Source organism: Streptomyces sp. NPDC005202, assembly GCF_040608235.1.
Taxonomy (GTDB): Bacteria; Actinomycetota; Actinomycetes; order Streptomycetales; family Streptomycetaceae; genus Streptomyces.
Genome location: NZ_JBEXHW010000023.1, coordinates 47,424 through 67,131 on the forward strand (window position 1 = coordinate 47,424; position 19,708 = coordinate 67,131).

Genomic DNA, 19,708 nt, shown 5'->3' on the forward strand with positions numbered 1-19,708 from the left:
CGAGCGCTGGGAGTGGGGCGTGCGCGCCCTGATCGTCGAGGGCAACAACTTCGCGGCCGGCGTGGGCCTCTCCGCCGGAACGCTCCACGAGACGGACCAGTACGTCGAGGGCGCCTTCAAGGTGGCCGCCAACTCGCTGATGGGCAACCCCTACGCGTCCGAGGACGACATCACGAACATGAGTTGGTGGACCACAACACCGCCTACGCGCACGCCGACTACAGCAGGGAGTCCGCCGAGCAGGCGTGGGACAACATGAAGCAGGGCTGGAAGGACGCGGGGCGCGACATGATGACCTCGAACTCCTTCGTCGGTGGGGTTCCCATTCCGGTGAATCCCCAGCAGCTCTCCGGTATGAGTGACGAGCAGTACGAGGCCATGCTGGACAAGATGTTCGGGCCGTCGCCCGAAGAACGGGCGCGGGCTGCCGAACAGCAGGGCGGGGGCGCCGGCTGATGGGCCTCGGGGATCTCGTCGACTCCGGCCTGGACAAAGTCGAGGACGGCTGGAACGCGGGCAAGAAACTCGCCGGCGAGGGCATCGACAAGGGCACCGACTTCGTCGGTGAGACCTTGGACAAGGTCGGAGCCCACGACTGGGCCGACAGGGTCGAGGACCTCGGCGACAGCGTCGCCTCCGACCTCGGCGCCACGCCGGGCGAGCAGCAACTCGGCGAGACCGAACAGCCCCACGACCTCATCCATGGCAACCCGGGGGCCATCCGGGCCGGCGCCAAGCACCTCAAGGACTTCCACGCGGCCTTCGACAAGGTCGGCCAGGGCATGCGGAAGCTGGACTCCTCCCACTGGAAGGGCGAGGCCGCCGACACCTTCCGCGAGAAGTTCGCCATGCACCCCACCAAGTGGCTGCACGCGGCGGACGCCTGCGACAAGGCGGCCAAGGCGCTGGAGACATATGCCGACACGGTCCAGTGGGCGCAGGGGCAGGCGAAGGAGGCGATACGTCTCTACAAGCAGGGGAAGAACGCATCCCACGAAGCCGCCGCGGCGTACAAGGAGCGCGTCGACGCCTACGAGGCGGCGATCAAGGCGGACAAGGATCCCGGCCCGCGCCCGGAGCCCGCCAAGGACCCCGGCGACGCCGACATCAAGCGGGCCCACGAGATCCTCGACGAGGCGCGTCGCCAGCGCAACGCCGCCGCCCGCACCGCCGAGGACTCCGTACGCGCCGCCCTGGCACACGCACCAGCCGAACCCCCGCCGCTCGCCCGGCTGAAAGCCGACGCGGTCGACGGTTTCGGCGCGCTGAACACCGAGCTCACCCACGTCGTTGGTGGGGTGATCAAGGGCACCGCAGGCCTGGTCAACTTCGCCCGCGGCCTGAACCCGATGGACCCCTACAACCTCACGCACCCGGCCCAGTTCGCCCAGAACTGCAGCATGACCCTGTCGGGGCTCGTCTCGACGGCCGCCCACCCCGAGCGCGCGATCAAGTCCGCCTGGGACGACTTCAAGAAGGACCCCGCCGAGGGCTTCGGCCGCATGCTCCCCGAGTTCGTCGGCAGCAAGGGGCTGGGGCTGGCCCGGGGGCGGGGTGCGCGCCGCGGTCAAAGAGGGGATGGAGGAGGCCGCGGAGTCAGCGGCACAGAGGGCGGCCCGTAGGACTGTCGAAGAGGACGCGAGCAGCGTCTCCCACACCGAAGATTCCAGGGTGTGCCGAGGCACCGATCCCATCGACCTCGCCACCGGCAAGATGTACCTGCCGCAAACGGACGTCGCCCTCCCCGGCGCCCTGCCGCTGGTGATCAAACGACGGGTGGAGTCCGGCTACCACCTGGGCCACTGGTTCGGACCCTCCTGGTCCTCGACTCTCGACCAGCGCCTGGAAATCGACTCCGAGGGCGTCGTCTTCGTCACCGAGGACGGCCTGCTCCTCGCCTACCCGCACCCGGCACCCGGCCTGCCCACCCTCCCCAGCCACGGCCCACGCTGGCCGCTGGACCGCGAGGACGGCGGCTACACGGTCACCGACCCGCAGACGCGACGTGTCTGGCACTTCTCCGACCGCGGTGACGACCTGGCTGTCCTGGACCAGATCGACGACCGCAACGGCAACTGGATCACCTTCGAGTACGACGCCGACGGCACCCCGCTGGCCATCGCATCCAGCGGCGGCTACGAGGTCCGGATCACCACGGCCGACGGCTGTGTGACGGCACTGCACCTGGCCGCGACCGGCCAGGAACTCAAACGCTACGGCTATACGGACGGCAACCTGACCGAGGTCATCAACTCCTCGGGTCTGCCGCTGCGTTTCACGTACGACGAGGCGGGCCGCGTCACATCGTGGACGGACACGAACGACCGCAGCTACACCTACGAATACGACGATCAGGACCGGTGTCTCGCGGAGGGCGGCTCGGCGGGCCACATGAGCCTGCGCGTCACGTATGACGGGACCGACGCGGACACTGGCCTGCGGGTCACCACCACGACGACTGCCGAGGGCCACACGCGCCGGTTCCTCATCAACGACGCCTGGCAGGTGGTCGCCGAGATCGACCCGGTCGGCGCGGTCACCCGCTACCAGCGCGACCGCTACAACCGCCTGCTCTCCCAGACGGATCCCCTCGGTCACACGACGTCGTTCCGCTACGACGAGGCGGGGAACCTGGTCACCCTGACCCGCCCGGACGGGCGCGAGGCGAAGGCCGAGTACAACGACCTCGGCCTGCCGGTGAAGGTGGTGAACCCGGACGGCACGGTCTGGCACCAGACGTACGACGGCCGCGGCAACAGAACGTCGGTCACCGACCCGGCAGGCAAGACGACCCACTTCACGTACGACGAGGCGGGCCACCTCACGGCCGTCACCGATCCTCTGGGCCACACGACCACGGTCCGCTGCGACCGGGCCGGGCTGCCCGTCTCGATCACGGACCCGCTCGGCGCGACGACGACGTACGAGCGGGACGCCTTCGGTCGGCCGGTCGCGATCACGGACCCCTTGGGCGCGGTGACCCGCCTGGAGTGGACGGTCGAAGGCCACCTGGCCCGCCGCACGGCCCCCGACGGCACCACCGAGTCCTGGACATACGACGGCGAGGGCAACTGCACCAGCCACACCGACCCGATGGGCGGCGTCTCGCGCTTCGAGTACACCCATTTCGACCTGCTCACGGCCCGCACGGGCCCGGACGGGGTGCGCTACGAGTTCGAGCACGACACCGAGCTGCGCCTGACGAAGGTCACCAACCCGCTGGGCCTGACGTGGAGTTACGAGTACGACCCGGCTGGACGCCTGATCGCGGAAACGGACTTCGACGACCGCACCCTGACGTACACGCACGACCCGGCAGGCCGCCTGACGTCCCGCACCAACGCGCTCGGCCAGGTGGTGACGTTCGAGCGCAACGAGCTCGGCCAGGTGGTACGCAAGGACGCGGTCGGCCAGGTCACGACGTACGCCTACGACCTGACGGACGCGTTGGCGCAGGCAACGGGCCCGGACGGCACGACGTTGACGGTGCTGCGCGACCGTTACGGCCGCGTGCGGTCGGAGAGCGTCAACGGACACGAGCTGACGTACACCTACGACGAGTTGGGCCGCCGCACGGGCCGTACGACACCGACGGGTGCGACGACGACATGGTCGTACGACGCGGCCGGGCGCCGCACCGGCATGACGGCCTCGGGCGCACCATCGACTTCGCCTACGATGCGGCGGGCCGCGAACTGGCCCGCCGCATCGGCGAGACGGTCACCCTGGAGCACGCCTTCGACGCGCTCGGCCGCCTGACGACCCAGTCGGTGACGGGCGCACGCGGCCGTATAGTCCAGCACCGCACGTACACCTACCGCGCCGACGGCAACCTGATCGGCGTGGACGACCGTCTCTCCGGCTCACGCCGCTTCGAGCTGGACGCGGCGGGCCGGGTGACCGCGGTGCACGCGGCGCACTGGACGGAGACGTACGCCTACGACGCTGCGGGCAACCAGACACACGCTTTCTGGCCGGCGGGCCACCCCGGCCAGGAGGCGACAGGCGAGCGCACGTACACCGGCACCCGCATCACCCGCGCGGGCAACGTCCGCTACGAACACGACGCCCTGGGCCGCATCATTCTGCGCCAGAAGACCCGCCTGTCCCGCAAACCGGACACCTGGCGCTACGAATGGGACGCCGAGGACCGCCTGACGTCAGTCGTGACACCCGATGGCACGCGGTGGCGCTACACCTACGACCCGCTGGGCCGCCGCACCGCGAAACTCCGCCTGGCCCCGGACGGCGAAACGGTCGTCGAACGGGTCGACTTCACCTGGGACGGCACGACGCTGTGCGAGCAGACGACGACGTCCCCGGATCTGCCGCACCCGGTCACCCTCACCTGGGACCACCAGGGCCTGCACCCCATCGCCCAAACCGAACGCATCACCCCGGCAGCCGACGCACCGCAGCAGGAGATCGATTCCCGCTTCTTCGCCATCGTCACCGACCTCGTCGGCACCGCGAGCGAACTCATCGACGAAGACGGCGACATCGCCTGGCGCACCCGCAGCACCCTGTGGGGCACAACAGCCTGGGCCGCGAACAGCACGACCTATACCCCCTACGCTTCCCCGGCCAGTACTACGACCCCGAAACAGGCCTCCACTACAACTACTTCCGCCACTACGACCCCGAAACCGCCCGCTACATCACCCCCGACCCACTAGGGCTGGAACCGGCACCCAACCCGGATGCATACGTCCAGAACCCGATGGTGTGGACCGACCCTCATGGCCTGTCGCCCTGCCCGGCAGAGCAGGACCGGCGAGCGCAACCCACCCACGGTGTTGGAGAGGGGCACGAATGGGCGAAGAGTGTAACCCAGAAAGGGAGGACCGACAATTCAAAAGTGATCTCCGGACATGGTTATTACGAGTTCGGCGCAGGAGAGATGACCGTACCGCCCGGAACCTGGCTCAAGTTCTATGTGGAAGATGGGAAGCGTCTGAACGATGCCTTCGCTCACGAGATCGAGACCGGTGCCAATCATGCGCCGGTGGAGACGTTCGGCCCAGGGAAAAAGCTGCCAGACTACACGGTAGATATTCCGAAGAACCTCATGATCAGTAGTAAGTCGATTACCGTGAACACAGCGACGCGACTCAGTGAGATAGTCACCGATAGGATGGGGGCGGTTCATGTCCTGATCTGTCGCGAGCACGTGAAGCCTTGGTGAGACGATGGCGTACTACCCCGACCTCAGCCCGTACACCTATGACACAGCGGACCGGGAAATGCTGACCGTGGGTTGGCTCTCTCGTGAGCATCCGTATACCACCGGAACTGCTCCGGAGGGGCTCGTGGAGGCTCTGGTGCGACTGGCTCGCGAAGCGGTGAATGTGCAACGTGGAATGCATTTCTGCAATCTGTGCCCGGATTTTCAGACGGCCAGGGCGCACACTTCTCGTGGTGATGTGTTCATCGGAAGTGGGGAGATCCGCGTGACAAGTGACAGCGGAATTGTTTACGCGGCTCCGACAATGATCGTTCACTACGTCGAGGATCACGCCTATTTGCCGCCCGAGGAATTCTGTGTCGCGGCTCTGGGAGCAGTTTGAATTGGCTTGTCAGTGCGACGCCGTCTGCCAGGCGCCGCACCGACATCAAGTCAGCGTTCGGCTCACGGCAGCGCGTGCACGTGTGCCCCCACCGTGTTCGACCACGCGTTCCCCGATGCCGCGTCCCAGTTCGTCGACCACGTCATCGCGCCCCGCAGGTCGGGGTACGTCTTCGACGGCTTGAAGGTGCCGCAACCCGTGGCCTTCGTCAGGCAGTCCAGGGCGTTGTTCACCACGGAAGGCGACACGTAGCCGCTGCCTGCCGCGCTCGTGGAGGCCGGGAGGCCGAGGCCGACCTGGGACGGGGACAGGCCGCCCTCCAGCTGGATGCAGGCCAGGGCCGTCAGGAAGTCCACCGTGCCCTGGCTGTAGACCTTGCCGTCGCAGCCCAGCATCGAACCGCTGTTGTAGTACTGCATGTTGACGACCGTGAGGATGTTTTTGATGTTCAGGGCCGTCTGGAAGTAGCCGTTCGACGTCGACTGCATGTCGATCGTCTGCGGGGCCATGGTGATGATCAGTGACGAGCCCGCTTTCGCTGACAGAGCCCTCAGCGCCTGCGTCATGTACGTGGCGTTGATGCCGTTCTCCAGGTCGATGTCGACGCCGTCGAAGCCGTACGTCTGCATCAGGGAGTAGACCGAGTTCGCGAAGTTCGCCGCCGACGTGGAGTCGTTGATCGACACCGTGCCGTTCTGGCCGCCGACGGAGATGATGACCTTCTTGCCGGCCGCCTGCTTCGCCCTGATGTCCGCCTTGAACTGGTCCACCGTGTAGCCGCCCAGGCCCGAGGAGTCCAGCGTGAAGGAGACCGCGCCCGGCGTGGTCGTCGCGTCGGCGAAGGCCACCGCGATGATGTCGTACGACGACGGCACGTCCGAGATCTTCTGGACCGTCGCGCCGTTGTTGAAGTTCTGCCAGTAGCCCGTCACGGCGTGCTTCGGCAGGCCGGTGCCGCCTCCGCCGCCCCCGGACGCCGTCGTCGTGCCCGTCACCGTCGCCGACTTCGGCGACTCGCCGGCCGCGTTCGTCGCCGTGACTTGGAAGGAGTACGTCGTGGAGGCCGCAAGGCCCGTCACCGTCGCAGTCGTGCCCGTCACCGCTGTCACCTTGGTGCCGTCGCGGTAGACGTTGTAGCCCGTCGCGCCCGACACCGCGTTCCAGGCCAAGGACACCGCCGACGACGTGGTGCCCGTGACCGTGAGGCCGCCCGGTGCCGACGGGACCGTCGGGGTCGGGTCACCGCTGCCGCCCCCGTCGGGGCCGAAGACCGAGACGTCGTCCGCGTAGTACGCCGCCTGGCCGTACCAGCCGTGCAGATACACCGTCACCGACGTCGTCGACGCGCCGGTGGTGAAGGTGGTCGACAGTTGCTTCCACGCCGTCGTGTCCGGCGTCCACGTCGACACGTCCGTCGTGCCCGTGCCGGTCGCGCCCAGGTAGGTGTACCCGCCCTGCACCCACGCGCTCAGCGTGTACGTCGAGTTCGGCTTGACCGCCACCGTCTGGGTGCACTGGGCGTTGTCCTGCCCGGCCGGCGTCGCCTTGAGCGCGGCCGAGCCGCCGTGCACCGGCGAGGAGACGGTCGTACCGCTGTTCGCGGAGCAGGTCCAGTTGTCCAGACCCGACTCGAAGCCGGCGTTCTTGGCGTTGTTGACGTCCGCCGCCTGCGCCTGGCCGGTGCTCGCGAAGGAGAGGGCGAGGGCTGCGGTGACGGCTCCCGACCAGATGCGCAGAAGCCGTCTGCGTCTGGGCATGCCTGGTGCGCGGTCCACTGGGGCCTCCGGTGGGGGAGAGGGGAGGGGCAGGAAGACGGTGGCCACCGCTTAGCCGTACAAGTTGGTCCAGACCAATTGCCTCTGTCAAGAGGTCCAGACCAACTGGGCTCCCGGTCCTCAACCCCTTGCCCCCATACGCCCTTTACGCCCGCGTCTCCCGCCACCTGTCGAGCAGCAGACCCATGGCACATCCCGCCAGCAGCACGCCCGTCGACATCCAGAACGCGAGCGACGTGAACCCCGTCCGGTCCCAGCGCAGTGACAGCGTCAGCACCTGCGCCGCCGCCGGGACCGCGCACGCTGCCACCGCGTGCCCTACCGGCATCTCCCGCCAGGGCTCGGGGTGCGCCCGCGCCGCCGCCCAGGTGGCCAGCACCACGCAGACCAGGTTCGGCAGGTGGACCAGCGCCAGCGCCGCCCCGAACGAGCCGACGCCCCGCGGGCCGACCAGGTGCCCGTACAGCAGCGTCATCTGGAGGTACTCGGTGACGACGAGGACGACCACGCCCGCCGCCCACGACCGGACGAGGGACAGCAGGGGAGCGGGGGTGGTGTCGGCGGTGGGAGCACCGTAGCCGTCGTAGCGCGGCATCACTTGCCTCCCCAGATCCGCATCACGTGCCTCCCAAGACCTGCATCACGTGTCTCCCCCAGATCTGCATCATGTGCCTCCCAAGACCTGGTAGAGCAGCAACGTCGTGAAACCCAGCGCCGCCAGACCGCAGCCCGCGGTCAGCGCCAGGGCCTGCAGGACCGGGGACCAGCTGCCCCGGCCCGCGACGGTCGCCGTCCCCTGCGGATCGCGGGGGTCGTAGGTGACGGTGACCCAAGTGCCCTCCTTCATCGACCAGCTCGCCAGGTCCTCGAACTCGACCTGTGTGCCGTCCGCGGTATGGAAGGCGAAGTAGTGGCGGGCGGCGTCGGAGCGGTTGTACGGCTCGGTTTCGACGCGGACGCACTCGCCGCCCGTGCGGACGCCGCGCCGCAGCACACGCGCCACCGTCAGCAGGCGCCTTGCGTACTTCCACGACAGCGCGCCGAAGAAGGCGACCAGCAGGGCGAGGACGACGTACCCGGCGCCCGGGACCTTCATCGTCGTCCCACCTTCATGGCCGTGACCGGGTGCCTCTCCACGGCTAGTGCACCTCGACCGAGTCGGTGATCTTCTTCAGGTCGCCGTCCGACAACGTGCCCCGGGCCGCGTCGATGCGGACCGCGAAGGTCGTGCCGGAGGAGTCCAGGCCCGTCAGGATCACGCCCTTGATCGGCGTGCCCTTGGGGGGATTGCCGGCCTCGCCGGTCGACTTGAAGGTGAAGTCGATCCGTTTGGCCTCGTCGGTGCCGGCCGGCTTCACGTTCTTCTCGCCCTTGACGCTCGCGCCCATCTGGATGCCCGCCTCGGCGGCGATGGCGGCCTGCTCGGCCGAGTCCGCCTGGGTGAAGTCCAGTTGCACGGTGATGGTCGAGACGGTCCTGCCGCCCTGCTTGCGCACCGCCGCCGCGGCGTTGTACCTGCTGCGTTCGGCGGCGCTCTGCTCGACGTAGCCCGTGGGGCCCTTGGGGTACGACACCGAGACGCCCTTCGTCTTCAGCGTCCCCCAGCCGTCGGGCACGGAGGCGGTGTCCGAGGCGCCCTTTCCACAGGCGGACAGGGTCAGGGCGGCGGCGGTCAGCAGGCCTGCGGCCACGGTCACGGCCCCGGACGTACGGTGGGTTTTCATCGGCGTCGGCTCCCGTCGGCGGCGGTCGGTTCGCATGACTCTTCCCCGATCCCGATCAGTTCGCACAGTAGCTGTAGGGGACGTACGAGCGGCTGTCACCCTGCGGGGCACCCAGAAACTGCGCGTTCGTCAGCGTCTCCGACTTCTTCTCCGTGCTGATCGACATGCCGAGGCTGAGCCCGAGGTTCAGCTCGAAGCCGTACTCGGCGGCGTTCACCTGGCCGGTGTACGTCATCCTGTTGGACTTGCCCTTGTTGAACATCAGCTGTCCGAAGGGGTCGTCGCCGCCGGGCCGCTTGGTCGGGGCGTGGTCGTCGAACATGTACTGGAAGGGCGTGGCGACCTGTTCGTTGTTGCTGTCCAGCCACTGCTCGGCGATGGCCCGGTCGTGGTCGCCCTCGGGGCCCGGGTCGAAGCTGACGGAGTTGGTCACGACCTGGATGCCGGTGGTGTTCTCGGTGCCCTTCTCGTTGACGCCGCCGCCGCGTTTGTCGTTGCCGGACTTGCCGTTGTCGCCGCCGACCTTGGCGCCGTCCTTCTGGCCGCCCTGCTCGACGGTGCGGGTCATGTCGATGCGGACCAGCTTGCCGGTCGTCTTGTCGTAGGTGACGGTGATGGTGCCGGTCTGGGTGGTGGAGGCGGAGGCGTCGCCGCTGAGCGGGCCCGCCTCGTAGCCGACCTTCGTGCCGTACTCGATGGACGAGGAGTACGTGTACGACTTGGTGTTCTTGTAGGCGTTGTCGGTCCAGGTGACCTCGGGGGAGTACTTGAAGCTGCCGCCGAGCGTGGCGCTCAGCTTCTTCTCGTCACCCGCCGAGATCTTCAGGCCGCCGGCCGCGGAGGCCTCCAGCCCCACCTTGCCGTAGGTGATCTTCCGGTTGTCGCCGAGATGGTCCTTCACTCGTTTCTCCGTGTCCTCCTCGTCCTTCAGGGGCCCGGTCCCGAAGAGATAGAGGATGCTGTCGCCGAGGCTGGCGTCCGCACCGCCCGGCGACTCGCGCCGCATCTGGTACATCTGCAGCTTCTCGATGTCGTCGCGGAACTTCTGGGCCTCCTCGGGGCTCTCGAAGACCCAGGTGTCGCCGTTGGTGACCTTGATTCCGGCGCCGAGCTCCACCTTGTCCATGCCGAACTTGCCGACCTTCATCCCGGGCTTGAAGTCCTTCTTCGCACCGACGGAGGCCGCGTCCGTGAAGGTGAGGTAGACGAGTTCGTCCTTGTCGTCGACCTTGCCGTCGTGGTTGACGTCCGTCTTGGCCTTGAGGTGCTGTTCCTGGAAGCCGTACTCCTTGCCGATCTCCCAGAACAGGATCTTCGCCTTGGAGCCCGCCTTGTCGGTGACCGTCGAGACCTGGCACAGCGCCGGCTCGAAGTCGGCGTCGGTCAGCGGCTTGCCCGCCTGGTTGTTCCCGGTGCCGCAGTTGCCGCCGCCGGTGACCTTGCAGATCTCCGCGGAGATCCTGTCGTAGATGGTCCGGCCGATGCCAGTGGCGGAAATGCCCAGCACGATCGCAACGGTGACCACGACCATCCCGAGGTACTCGGTCCCCGTCGCGCCCCGGTCGTCGAGTCGGTACGTGCGGCCGTGCGCCGGCCCGTGCATACGGTTGTACGTACCGTTTCCGTACGTCCGTATGCCGCCCCCGCGAGCCATACGGCACCCCTCCTCGCCCAGTGGCAACAGCACCTGTGTGGACGGTGAGGGTAGGAGCGGGTGCCGTCGGGAGGCGTGGGCCCGAGGGCCCAAACGGAGGCCCACAGTCCCCCGGGGTGTACAGGGCCCATGTCTTTGGGCCCGGACGGGATGCTCAACCTGCCCCGCTTTGAAATGACTTGTGCAATGACAGTTGCTGCACAGCTACGGAATCGCTGTTCTCCGGTCACAGAGGCGTGGATACAGTGCTGAGGTAGTCACGCAGTGAAGTCGACTCGGCGTACCGGAGAAAACGACGGTGGGCCGACAGGCGTGAAACGGGGAGCTGCGCGTGCCAACTGCCATTGCTGTGACCAGCGCCGACATGGCGCTGCCCGCACAGGACGAGCGGACCGTGTCCGCCGTCGTCCTGCAGGACCTGGACCGACAGCCGCTCGAGCAGGCGCTGGCCGGGATGCAGACGCTGATCGACCAGCACGGATACGTGATCGTCGTGTGCTCCCAGGCCGTCCCCAGGGGTGTGCAGCGGCGGCTGCACACCATCCGGTCCCTGCTGGAGAGCGACCGGATCGCCCTGTTCCGCCCGGAATTACCGCCGCTCGGACTGGCCGTCCTGGCCCGCCAGTTGCGGCAGCTCGCCTCCTGCGACCTCAGCCCCGGCGTGCTCGCCTCGGCGGGCCGGCTGCTCACCCACTACATCCACTCCGGCGCCGTCCTCAACTCCGTAACCCGCCTCGACCGCGTCCCCGTCGGCCTCAAGGCGCACGCCAAGTCCTGGGTACCCGGCAGCCAGTTCGGGGTGATCGCCCACCCCGAGCCGCAACTGGTGCGGATCGGCCCCGAAGCCACCCTGGCGGGGCCGGAGTTCGGCACCTGGATGCTGGTCGCCAAGGGCCAGCTCCAGTCCGACTGGGTCACCGGAACCCTCGCCCAGGCGTGGAACGTGCTCGGTCTGCGCGAGGCCGCGCTGCCCGCCGAGTCCGCGAGCTGGTGGGGCACCGGAAAACTGATCGAGTTCTGCACCTACCTGCCCGACCTGTCGGTCCTCTACCAACTGGTCACCTCGGTGCGCCAGGGCACCTGCCACTGGTGCGGCATCGACGTCATCGGAGACCGCTGCGTCTTCTGCTCCGCCACCCCGCCCGTCCACGAGAACCACACACCCGCCGGGTGAGTCCTGAACGACGGAGCGCTCGCCAGGACCCCCGCAACGGAGAGCCACTTCCCGACCACCGCTCACACCATTCGATCCCGCCCGACCGATATCCCCAATGAGGTTGTACGGCTCATGAACTCCCGTCAGCGCCGCGGCGTGATACTCCTGCTCCTGTCCGTCATCTGCGCCCTCGGCGCGTTCGCGGGCGTGCTCTCCGTCATCAGCGACGTCAAGTCCAAGGTCGGCCCCGAGGTCACCGCGTACCAGTTGCGGACCAACGTGGCGCCCTACACGACGCTGAACACGGGCCAGTTCGAGAAGATCAAGATGCCCAGGCGGTGGCTGTCGTCCAACGCCGTCACCGACCTCTCCCAGATCCAGGGCAAGATCGCGGTCACGACGCTGCGCAAGGGCTCCCTGCTGCAGAGCGACATGATCGTGAACCAGCCCGCTCTGCAGCCGGGGCAGCAGGAGGTCGCCATCATGATCGATGCGGCGACCGGCGTGGCCGGCAAGATCACGCCGGGCTCCACGGTCAACGTGTATGCCACCTTCGACGGACAGCGTGAGGGTGACCCCGCTCAGTCCAAGATCATTGTAACCAACGCCAAGGTCCTCGACGTCGGCCGGATCACCGCGCTGGAACCCGACGCCAACAACAAGAACCAGCAGCCCACCGACGCCGTCCCGATCACCTTCGCGCTGTCCACCATCGACGCCCAGCGCATCACCTACGCCGAGTCGTTCGCCCAGCGGGTCCGCCTCGCGCTGGTCGCGCCGGGCAGCGACACCAGCGTCCCGGCCAAGGACCGGACCTACGAACTCGCGAACGACAAGTGAGAGGCCCGCATGCCCACCAGGATCCTCCCGGCAGTCGGTGACGCGGACGCCATCCGGTCCATCACGACCCTGCTCAGCCAGCTCCCCGACGCCGAGCCGGTGACCCCCGTCGCCGACTCGACCCAGCTCATCGACACCCTCGCGCGCCTGGCCGCCGAGTCCGTCGACGAGCTGCCCGAGGTCGTGGTGGTGCACGAGCGGATCGGCCCGGTCCCGGCCCTGGAGCTGATCCGCGAGGTCGCCCTGCGCTTCCCGGCCGTCGGCGTCATCCTCATCACCTCCGACGCCAGCCCCGGCCTGTTCTCGGCCGCCATGGACTCCGGGGCGCGGGGCCTGGTGGCCCTGCCCCTGAGCTACGAGGAACTGGTCAGCCGCGTCCAGGCGGTCGCCCAGTGGTCGGTGGGCGTGCGGCGCCATCTCGGTCACGGCGGCGACGTGTTCACCGGCGTCGGCGGCCGGGTGGTGACAGTGAGCGGGGCCAAGGGGGGTGTGGGTGCCACTCTCGCCGCGATACAGCTCGCCCTCGCCGCGCAGGCGTCCGGCCACAGCACGGCCCTGGTCGACATGGACCTCCAGACCGGCGACATCGCCTCCTACCTCGACGTCCAGTTCCGCCGCTCCGTCGTGGACCTGGCCGCCATCACGGACATCTCGCCGCGCGTCCTGGCCGACGCCGTCTTCCGCCACGACACCGGGATCGCGCTGCTGCTCGCCCCCGGCGAGGGCGAACGCGGCGAGGAGGTCACCGACCGCGCCGTCCGCCAGATCGTCAGCGCCCTGCGCTCCCGCTACGAGGTCGTCGTCCTCGACTGCGGCGCCCAGATGAGCGGCGCCGGCGCGGCCGCCGTGGAAATGGCCGACACGGCGCTGCTCGTCACCACCCCGGACGTGGTCGCGGTGCGCGCCGCCAAACGGACGGTGCGGATGTGGGACCGGCTGCAGATCCGCAAGGCCGAGGAGACGACGATCGTCGTCAACCGCCACACCCGCGGTACGGAGATCCAGCCGCCCCTCATCCAGAAGATCACCGGCACGGCGGTGGCCGGCACGGCCATCCCCGCCAACTTCAAGGAACTCCAGGGCGCGGTGGACGCCGGGCGCATCCACGAGCTGGACAGCAAGAGCGTGGTGAAACAGGCCCTGTGGGGCCTTGCGGGCGAACTGGGCATCGTCAAGGTGCCCGAAGGGGCCCAGAAGAGCGGCAGGTTGCGGGGCGACCGGGGGTCGGTGAGCTTCCGGCGGCGGCGGGAGGGAGGGGGATGAACGTGCGTACAACGGCCTTACGGAGGGCCCTGGGCCGGGACAGCGGCCAGGTCTCCATCGAGTTCCTCGGCATGACGCCGACGATCATCATCACGCTGGTACTGCTGTGGCAGTTCGTGCTGGTGGGGTACACGTACACCCTTGCGGGGAATGCTGCTGACGAGGCGGTGCGGGCGGGGACGGCGGCGACGGGCGACCGGCAGGCCGCGTGCGAACGGGAGGGGACATCGGATCTGCCCGAGGCCTGGCGGGGGGACGCCGAGGTCTCCTGCGGCTCCGGGGCTCCCGGGTACGTAACGGCCGACGTCAGCCTGAAGGTTCCCGTCCTCTTCCCCGGGTCGATCGGCTTCCCGTTCCCGGGCATCACGGGCCACGCGGGCGCCGTCGAGGAGGCGAAGTGAGATGCCGTACGACCGCAAGCGCCGCGACCGCGGCCAAGTCGCCATCGAATACCTCGGGTTCATCCCGATCCTGATCCTCGTCGCCATGGCCGCCGTTCAGATCGGCCTCATCGCCTATACGGCGCAGCAGGCGGGCACCGCGGCACGGTCCGGGGCGCGCAGTGCCTCGCTCCGCGGAGACGCCCAGCAGGGCTGCCGGGAGGCGGTCAGCGGCTGGCTCGCCGACGGCACCGACTGCCCGGCGGCGTACACGGGCGACGCCGTCACGGTCACGGCCGACGTGGACATCCCGTCCATCGTCCCGGGCTGGGACTTCGGCCAGGCCCACAAGACCGCCACCATGCCACTCGACCACTGACCGAGGACCGAAGGACCCGAGAACCGAAGGACCCGAGAACCGAAGGACCCGAGAACCGAAGGACCCGAGAACCGAGGAACACCGAGGAACACCAAGGAACACCGAGGAACGAGGAGCACCGCACCCATGAGCCTCCGGGCACGCATCAACTCCCCCGAGGAGAACGGCAGCCGGGGCGAGGACGGCCACATGGTCGCCTCCTACCGGGCGAAGCTGCTGGAGGAGATCGACCTCGCGGAGATGAGTTCGCTGGCCGCCGCCGAGCGGCGGGCGCGGCTGGAGCGGGTGCTCGGGCACATCATCAGCCGTGAGGGCCCGGTCCTGTCGACCGTGGAGCGCTCGCAGCTGATCCGCCGGGTGGTCGACGAGGCGCTGGGCCTGGGCATCCTGGAGCCGCTCCTCGAAGACGCCTCGATCACCGAGATCATGGTGAACGGGCCCGACGCGATCTTCGTCGAGCGCGGCGGCCGGGTCGAGCAGCTGCCGCTGCGGTTCGCCTCGAACGACCAGCTGATGCAGACGATCGAGCGGATCGTCTCGACGGTCAACCGGCGCGTGGACGAGTCGAATCCGATGGTCGACGCCCGTCTGCCGTCCGGCGAGCGTGTCAACGTGATCATTCCGCCGCTGTCGCTCACCGGCCCGACGCTCACCATCCGGCGCTTCCCGCGCTCCTTCACGCTCCAGGAGCTGATCGGCTTCGGCTCGCTGGACGAGCACATGCTGTTCCTGCTCGCCGGGCTGGTGCAGGCGAAGTTCAACATCATCGTCTCGGGCGCCACCGGCACCGGCAAGACGACGCTCCTCAACGCCCTCTCCGGCCTGATCCCGGAGGGCGAGCGCATCATCACCATCGAGGACTCGGCCGAACTCCAGCTCCAGCAGGCGCACGTGATCCGGCTGGAGTCCCGGCCGCCGAACGTGGAGGGCCGGGGCCAGGTCACCATCCGCGACCTGGTGCGCAACTCGCTGCGTATGCGCCCCGACCGCATCGTCGTCGGTGAGGTCCGCGGGGGCGAGTCGCTGGACATGCTCCAGGCGATGTCGACCGGTCACGACGGTTCGCTCGCCACCGTCCACGCCAACAGCGCGGAGGACGCGCTGATGCGCCTGCAGACCCTGGCCTCCATGTCCGACGTGGAGATCCCCTTCGTGGCCCTCCACGACCAGATCAACAGCGCCGTCGACGTCATCGTCCAGCTCACCCGCTTCGCCGACGGTGCCCGCCGCATCACCGAGATCGCGCTGCTGGCGAGCCACGGCAGTGAGCCGTACCGGCTGGCGACCGTGGCCCGCTTCAACGCCCGGCCCATGGCCTCCGACGGCCGCATCTACGGCGCCTTCGAGTACTTCCCGCTGCCGCGCCGCACCGCCGACCGCCTCTACATGGCGAGCCAGCCCATTCCCCAGGCCTTCGGCGTCGCCCAGTCCGCAGACCAGCTCGCCACCCGAGAAGCCAGGTAGGAACCGTCCCCGTGACTCCACCCACATGTGAACGCGCAGGCTTCCTGCGGCGCTGGCTAAGCAGCCTCGCAGAGGACCAGCCCGGCCCTGCTGAGGACGTTCAGCGCGCCTACGACATCGGCGTTGGCGGTGTGCCCGCATGTCGTGCACTGGAACGTTGCCCGGGTGACGCGGTTCTCCTTCGCGACGCACCCACAGGACGGGCAGGCGCGGGAGGTGTTGCGGGGGTCCACCGCGACAACGGTCCGACCGGCGCTTTCAGCCTTGTTGGCGAGGATCGCGAGGAACACCCCCCAACCCGTGTCGAGGATCGATCGGTTCAGCCTGGCCTTCGCGGTCCGCTGGTTCGGCAGGTACGCGCCGGGTTGTACGGAGCTGGGCTTCGGAGCCGGGCGGCGGGTCATGCCCGCAGTGTTCAGCCGTTCGTGCGCGATCGCATCGTACGTGCGCACGAGGGTGAGGGCGGTCTTGTGCGCGTGGTCGAGGCGCTGACGCCGGATCTTCGCGTGGATCTTGGCGACCTTCCGCGCGGCGGCACGGTGCGCCTTCGTCCGTTGTTTCGTTCGCTTCGGGAACGTCGCGAGGTGGCGTTGTGCCTCCGCCAGTTCTTCGGCCGCCGCTTGGAGAAAGGGTGGGTTGGCGATGTGCTCGCCATCCGAGGTGGTCAGGAAATGGGTGACACCCATGTCGATGCCAACGGCCGCGCCCGTCCTGGCCAGCTCCGTGGCGGCTACCTCGTCGCACGAGAGCACGACGTACCAGCGGTTCCCCTCCCGCTTCACTGCGATCGCCTTCACCCGACCCTCGACCGGGCGATGCTGGTGCACACGGACGTGCCCGACACCCTGAACCCGGACGCGGGTCTGCGGGTCATGCGGAGCGGAGTTCCAGCGGCAGCCGTCGCCGTCCTTGGGGAAGACGACGGTGTCAAAGTGCCCGATGCCCTTGAAACGCGGATGGCCGGGCTTCTCACCGTTCTGTACACGGCGGAAGAACGCGGCGAACGCTTTGTCCAGGCGGCGCAGGGTGGCCTGCTGCGAGGAGAACGACCAACGCCCCTGCCGCTGCGGATCGAACGCTCGGATCTCCTGCAACTGCGCGGATTGGTCGACGTAGCGGACGTTCGTCTTCGACGCGTGCCGCCAGGCGCCCCTCCGTTCCTGCAACGCCGCGTTGTACAGCGAGCAGTGGTCTCGAAGCATCTCGGTGAGTGCCACGGACTGCCGAGCTGTGGGACGGAGGAGGAACTTGTACGTGCGGATCATGTACTGCCCTCCTTCGGTTTTTTCCGAGGACGTTCCCACTGGGTGTCGATGTACCGCTGGACCGTTGCCGTCGAGACGGCACCGACCGACGCGGCGAAATACGACGACCACCACCACAGCGTCGGGAGCCTGGTCCTGGTCACAGCCACACATCCACTACATGTACGCCACGTGTCCAAGGTGCTGCGTTCCGTGACAACGCTTCAGGGCCGGACGCCGCGCCGCTCCGCACCACAGCGCTGGATTCGACTGCCCCACCGGCCGAAGCCGGCGGTCCCTTCGAAAGGGCACTAATGGATCTGCAAACCCTCGTCACCTTCACCACCGGCGTCACCCTGCTGACCTGCGTCCTGGCCGTCATGGGCCTGCACGCCTACGCCATGGGCAAGGTGCAGCGGGCGGCGCTCGTCGACCGGCTGTCGCAGACCGGGCAGATCCCGGTGGGCCGCCAGCGGCGGTTCCGCAACCTCGACCGCCGGCTGCGCCGTACGAAGCTGGGCAGGAAGCTGGAGCTGCGCCTGGCCGCGACCGGCCTGGACATCACGCCGGGCGAGTTCTTCGTCTACATGCTCGCCACGGTGGCGGCCCTGTGGCTGATCGGCCAGGCGTCCCTGGCGCCCTTCTTCGGCCCGCTCGCGGGGCTGCTGGGCATCTGGGTGGCGATGCAGTTCCTCAACTGGCAGCGGCAGAAGCGCATCGAGAAGTTCATCAACCAACTCCCCGAGCTGGCCCGCATCCTGGCCAACGCCACCCAGGCCGGTCTCGCCCTGCGTACCGCGATCGGCATGGCGGCGGAGGAGCTGGAGGCCCCGGCCGGCGAGGAACTGGCCAAGGTGGCCCACCAGCTGGCCCTGGGCGCGTCCATGGACGACGCGCTCGGCGAACTCACCGACCGTCTCCCCTCCCGCGAGCTGGTCGTCCTGGTCACCACGCTGGTGCTGTCCAACCGGGCCGGCGGCCAGGTCGTCAGCGCCCTGCGCAACCTCACGGAGACCCTCGAGGAGCGCAAGGAGACCCGGCGCGAGGTCCGCACCCAGCTCTCCCAGGTGAACATGACGTCGTACGCGGTGCCGGTGCTGGGCGTGGGCGCGCTGTTCCTCATGAACGGCGTCAAGCCCGGGGCTCTGGACCGCATGACGGGCTCCCCGGTCGGCCAGGCCGCGGTGATCATCGCCTTCTCGCTGTACGCCGTCGGTTTCATCCTCATCCGCCGCATGTCCCGCATCGACGTCTGAGCCCACCGCTCACGCAAGGAACGGAAGGAGGGAGGCCGGGATGGCACTTCTACTCGCACTCGTCATGGGCCTCAGCGTCTGGGGCGTCTTCGCCGGCATCCGCATGTACCGGGCGGACGCCAAGCTGCCCGGCGACCTCGCGGTGGCCCTGGAGGTCGGCGCCTCCCGCACCGGCGCGGTCGACTCCCTCGTCGACCGGCTCGGCATGCGGTACGCGCCCGCCGTCCTGCGGCTGATGGGCCCCAAGCTGGTCGCCCGGTACCGCCGCAAGATCGACCTGGCGGGCAACCCCGGCGGCCTGACCATCGACCGCTACGCGGCCCGCCGCGCGGTCTACGGCTTCCTCGGCGGCTTCGGCGGCCTGGTGATGCTCATGCGGGGCAGCATCTTCGTGGCGCTGCTGCTGTTCGCGTTCGGCGCGTTCTGGACGGAGGTCGGCATCTGGTCGGCGATCCGCATCCGCAAGGACGTGATCGAACGGACGCTCCCCGACTTCCTCGACGTCCTGGCGGTCGTGGTGAGCGCGGGCCTCGGCTTCCGCCAGGCCCTGGACCGCGTCGCGTCGAAGTACGAGGGCCCCTGGGCGGACGAACTCCGCATCACCCTCCGCCAGATGGACCTCGGCATGAGCCGCCGCCAGGCCTTCGCCGAACTGCGCCGCCGCAACGACTCCGAGCAGGTGGCGATGTTCGTGACGGCCCTGCAGCAGGGCGAGGAGCTCGGCGCGCCGATCGTCGACACGCTCGTGGCGCTGGCCAAGGACATGCGCCGTACGGACGCGCAGAACGCCCGCCGCAAGGCGGCCCGCGCGGTCCCCAAGGCCACCATGATGATCACCACCTTCATGGTCCCGGCCACGATGATCCTCCTCGGCGCGGGCCTGCTCCTCGGCTCCGGCGTGGACTTCGGCTCGATCACGGGCAAGTAGCAGGGGGCGACGACGGACATGGCGACGACACGGGAACGCACCGGGGAACGCATCGGGCTGCTGCGCCGCCGCCCGAAG

Annotated in this window: 17 protein-coding genes and 1 pseudogene; 12 read left to right on the forward strand and 6 right to left on the reverse strand. The window is 68.7% G+C overall.

The genetic code is table 11. From position 1 onward, the window contains the following. The first annotated feature begins 19 nt into the window (after nt 1–19). The 4 genes and pseudogenes from ABZV31_RS26950 (at nt 20) to ABZV31_RS26965 (ending at nt 5,567) form a co-directional block, all read left to right on the forward strand. The gene (locus ABZV31_RS26950) at nt 20–259 is read left to right on the forward strand and encodes a hypothetical protein (RefSeq protein WP_355898714.1); all 240 of its coding nucleotides are present in this window, start codon (nt 20–22) and stop codon (nt 257–259) included. Continuing rightward, nucleotides 187–456 carry a hypothetical protein gene (locus tag ABZV31_RS26955; RefSeq protein WP_355898717.1) on the forward strand — a complete coding sequence of 90 codons (270 nt, stop codon included), beginning with the start codon at nt 187–189 and terminating at the stop codon, nt 454–456. Before ABZV31_RS26950 ends, ABZV31_RS26955 begins: the two co-directional genes overlap by 73 nt. Next, a pseudogene (locus ABZV31_RS26960) lies at nt 456–5,185 on the forward strand (putative T7SS-secreted protein). Before ABZV31_RS26955 ends, ABZV31_RS26960 begins: the two are co-directional and overlap by 1 nt. Nucleotides 5,186–5,189: 4 nt before the next feature. After that, nucleotides 5,190–5,567, forward strand: a complete 378-nt coding sequence (locus tag ABZV31_RS26965; RefSeq protein ID WP_355898719.1) for a hypothetical protein — start codon at nt 5,190–5,192, stop codon at nt 5,565–5,567. A 62-nt stretch (nt 5,568–5,629) separates the two neighbouring features. Here the strand turns inward: ABZV31_RS26965 and ABZV31_RS26970 are convergent, their stop codons facing one another. The 5 genes from ABZV31_RS26970 to ABZV31_RS26990 all read right to left on the reverse strand — a co-directional run bounded on the left by ABZV31_RS26970 (nt 5,630) and on the right by ABZV31_RS26990 (nt 10,720). Next, on the reverse strand, nt 5,630–7,324 hold the full coding sequence (locus ABZV31_RS26970) for a glycoside hydrolase family 18 protein (RefSeq protein ID WP_355898722.1): 1,695 nt from the start codon (nt 7,322–7,324) through the stop codon (nt 5,630–5,632). Nucleotides 7,325–7,487: 163 nt separating this feature from the next. Continuing rightward, the gene (locus ABZV31_RS26975; protein ID WP_355898725.1) at nt 7,488–7,937 is read right to left on the reverse strand and encodes a hypothetical protein; all 450 of its coding nucleotides are present in this window, start codon (nt 7,935–7,937) and stop codon (nt 7,488–7,490) included. A 69-nt stretch (nt 7,938–8,006) separates the two neighbouring features. Further along, nucleotides 8,007–8,438 (reverse strand): DUF3592 domain-containing protein, encoded by a 432-nt coding sequence (locus ABZV31_RS26980; RefSeq protein WP_355898727.1) that lies wholly within the window; start codon nt 8,436–8,438, stop codon nt 8,007–8,009. A gap of 43 nt (nt 8,439–8,481) precedes the next feature. Then, on the reverse strand, nt 8,482–9,039 hold the full coding sequence (locus ABZV31_RS26985; RefSeq protein ID WP_355898730.1) for a hypothetical protein: 558 nt from the start codon (nt 9,037–9,039) through the stop codon (nt 8,482–8,484). Nucleotides 9,040–9,121: 82 nt separating this feature from the next. Continuing rightward, nucleotides 9,122–10,720: a hypothetical protein gene (locus tag ABZV31_RS26990; protein WP_355898733.1), complete on the reverse strand. Its 1,599-nt coding sequence runs from the start codon at nt 10,718–10,720 to the stop codon at nt 9,122–9,124. A gap of 331 nt (nt 10,721–11,051) precedes the next feature. Here ABZV31_RS26990 and ABZV31_RS26995 point away from each other — a divergent pair, with 331 nt between their 5' ends. From ABZV31_RS26995 to ABZV31_RS27020, 6 genes are all read left to right on the forward strand, one after another. Next, nucleotides 11,052–11,894 (forward strand): hypothetical protein, encoded by an 843-nt coding sequence (locus ABZV31_RS26995; RefSeq protein WP_355898736.1) that lies wholly within the window; start codon nt 11,052–11,054, stop codon nt 11,892–11,894. Between the two features lie 114 nt (nt 11,895–12,008). Next, nucleotides 12,009–12,716: a Flp pilus assembly protein CpaB gene (gene cpaB, locus ABZV31_RS27000; RefSeq protein WP_355898739.1), complete on the forward strand. Its 708-nt coding sequence runs from the start codon at nt 12,009–12,011 to the stop codon at nt 12,714–12,716. Between the two features lie 9 nt (nt 12,717–12,725). After that, complete coding sequence (locus tag ABZV31_RS27005) at nt 12,726–13,979, forward strand: P-loop NTPase (protein ID WP_355898740.1); 1,254 nt, start codon at nt 12,726–12,728, stop codon at nt 13,977–13,979. Beyond that, nucleotides 13,976–14,380, forward strand: a complete 405-nt coding sequence (locus tag ABZV31_RS27010; protein WP_355898742.1) for a TadE family protein — start codon at nt 13,976–13,978, stop codon at nt 14,378–14,380. Before ABZV31_RS27005 ends, ABZV31_RS27010 begins: the two co-directional genes overlap by 4 nt. A 1-nt stretch (nt 14,381) precedes the next feature. Further along, nucleotides 14,382–14,738, forward strand: coding sequence for a TadE family protein (locus ABZV31_RS27015; protein ID WP_355898745.1), 357 nt, complete (start codon nt 14,382–14,384; stop codon nt 14,736–14,738). A gap of 126 nt (nt 14,739–14,864) precedes the next feature. Then, nucleotides 14,865–16,202 carry a CpaF family protein gene (locus tag ABZV31_RS27020; RefSeq protein ID WP_355898748.1) on the forward strand — a complete coding sequence of 446 codons (1,338 nt, stop codon included), beginning with the start codon at nt 14,865–14,867 and terminating at the stop codon, nt 16,200–16,202. A 56-nt stretch (nt 16,203–16,258) separates the two neighbouring features. Here the strand turns inward: ABZV31_RS27020 and ABZV31_RS27025 are convergent, their stop codons facing one another. After that, nucleotides 16,259–17,467 (reverse strand): transposase, encoded by a 1,209-nt coding sequence (locus tag ABZV31_RS27025; protein WP_355898860.1) that lies wholly within the window; start codon nt 17,465–17,467, stop codon nt 16,259–16,261. A gap of 293 nt (nt 17,468–17,760) precedes the next feature. Between ABZV31_RS27025 and ABZV31_RS27030 the strand changes: the two genes are divergently transcribed. Both ABZV31_RS27030 and ABZV31_RS27035 read left to right on the forward strand, forming a co-directional pair. Beyond that, a complete protein-coding gene (locus tag ABZV31_RS27030; RefSeq protein WP_355898751.1) occupies nt 17,761–18,702 on the forward strand; it encodes a type II secretion system F family protein in 942 nt (313 codons plus the stop codon). A 40-nt stretch (nt 18,703–18,742) separates the two neighbouring features. Further along, entirely contained in the window at nt 18,743–19,630 is an 888-nt protein-coding gene (locus ABZV31_RS27035) for a DUF5936 domain-containing protein (RefSeq protein ID WP_355898753.1), read from the forward strand. Nucleotides 19,631–19,708 lie beyond the last annotated feature (78 nt).

Bases quoted from the DNA above. Each gene is read 5' to 3' on its own strand.
- ABZV31_RS26965 (WP_355898719.1), top strand. From the start codon at position 5,190: ATGGCGTACTACCCCGACCTCAGCCCGTACACCTATGACACAGCGGAC.
- ABZV31_RS26970 (WP_355898722.1), bottom strand. From the start codon at position 7,324: ATGCCCAGACGCAGACGGCTTCTGCGCATCTGGTCGGGAGCCGTCACC.
- ABZV31_RS26975 (WP_355898725.1), bottom strand. From the start codon at position 7,937: ATGCCGCGCTACGACGGCTACGGTGCTCCCACCGCCGACACCACCCCC.
- ABZV31_RS26980 (WP_355898727.1), bottom strand. From the start codon at position 8,438: ATGAAGGTCCCGGGCGCCGGGTACGTCGTCCTCGCCCTGCTGGTCGCC.
- ABZV31_RS26990 (WP_355898733.1), bottom strand. From the start codon at position 10,720: ATGGCTCGCGGGGGCGGCATACGGACGTACGGAAACGGTACGTACAAC.
- cpaB (WP_355898739.1), top strand. From the start codon at position 12,009: ATGAACTCCCGTCAGCGCCGCGGCGTGATACTCCTGCTCCTGTCCGTC.
- ABZV31_RS27005 (WP_355898740.1), top strand. From the start codon at position 12,726: ATGCCCACCAGGATCCTCCCGGCAGTCGGTGACGCGGACGCCATCCGG.
- ABZV31_RS27010 (WP_355898742.1), top strand. From the start codon at position 13,976: ATGAACGTGCGTACAACGGCCTTACGGAGGGCCCTGGGCCGGGACAGC.
- ABZV31_RS27015 (WP_355898745.1), top strand. From the start codon at position 14,382: ATGCCGTACGACCGCAAGCGCCGCGACCGCGGCCAAGTCGCCATCGAA.
- ABZV31_RS27020 (WP_355898748.1), top strand. From the start codon at position 14,865: ATGAGCCTCCGGGCACGCATCAACTCCCCCGAGGAGAACGGCAGCCGG.
- ABZV31_RS27025 (WP_355898860.1), bottom strand. From the start codon at position 17,467: ATGATCCGCACGTACAAGTTCCTCCTCCGTCCCACAGCTCGGCAGTCC.
- ABZV31_RS27030 (WP_355898751.1), top strand. From the start codon at position 17,761: ATGGATCTGCAAACCCTCGTCACCTTCACCACCGGCGTCACCCTGCTG.
- ABZV31_RS27035 (WP_355898753.1), top strand. From the start codon at position 18,743: ATGGCACTTCTACTCGCACTCGTCATGGGCCTCAGCGTCTGGGGCGTC.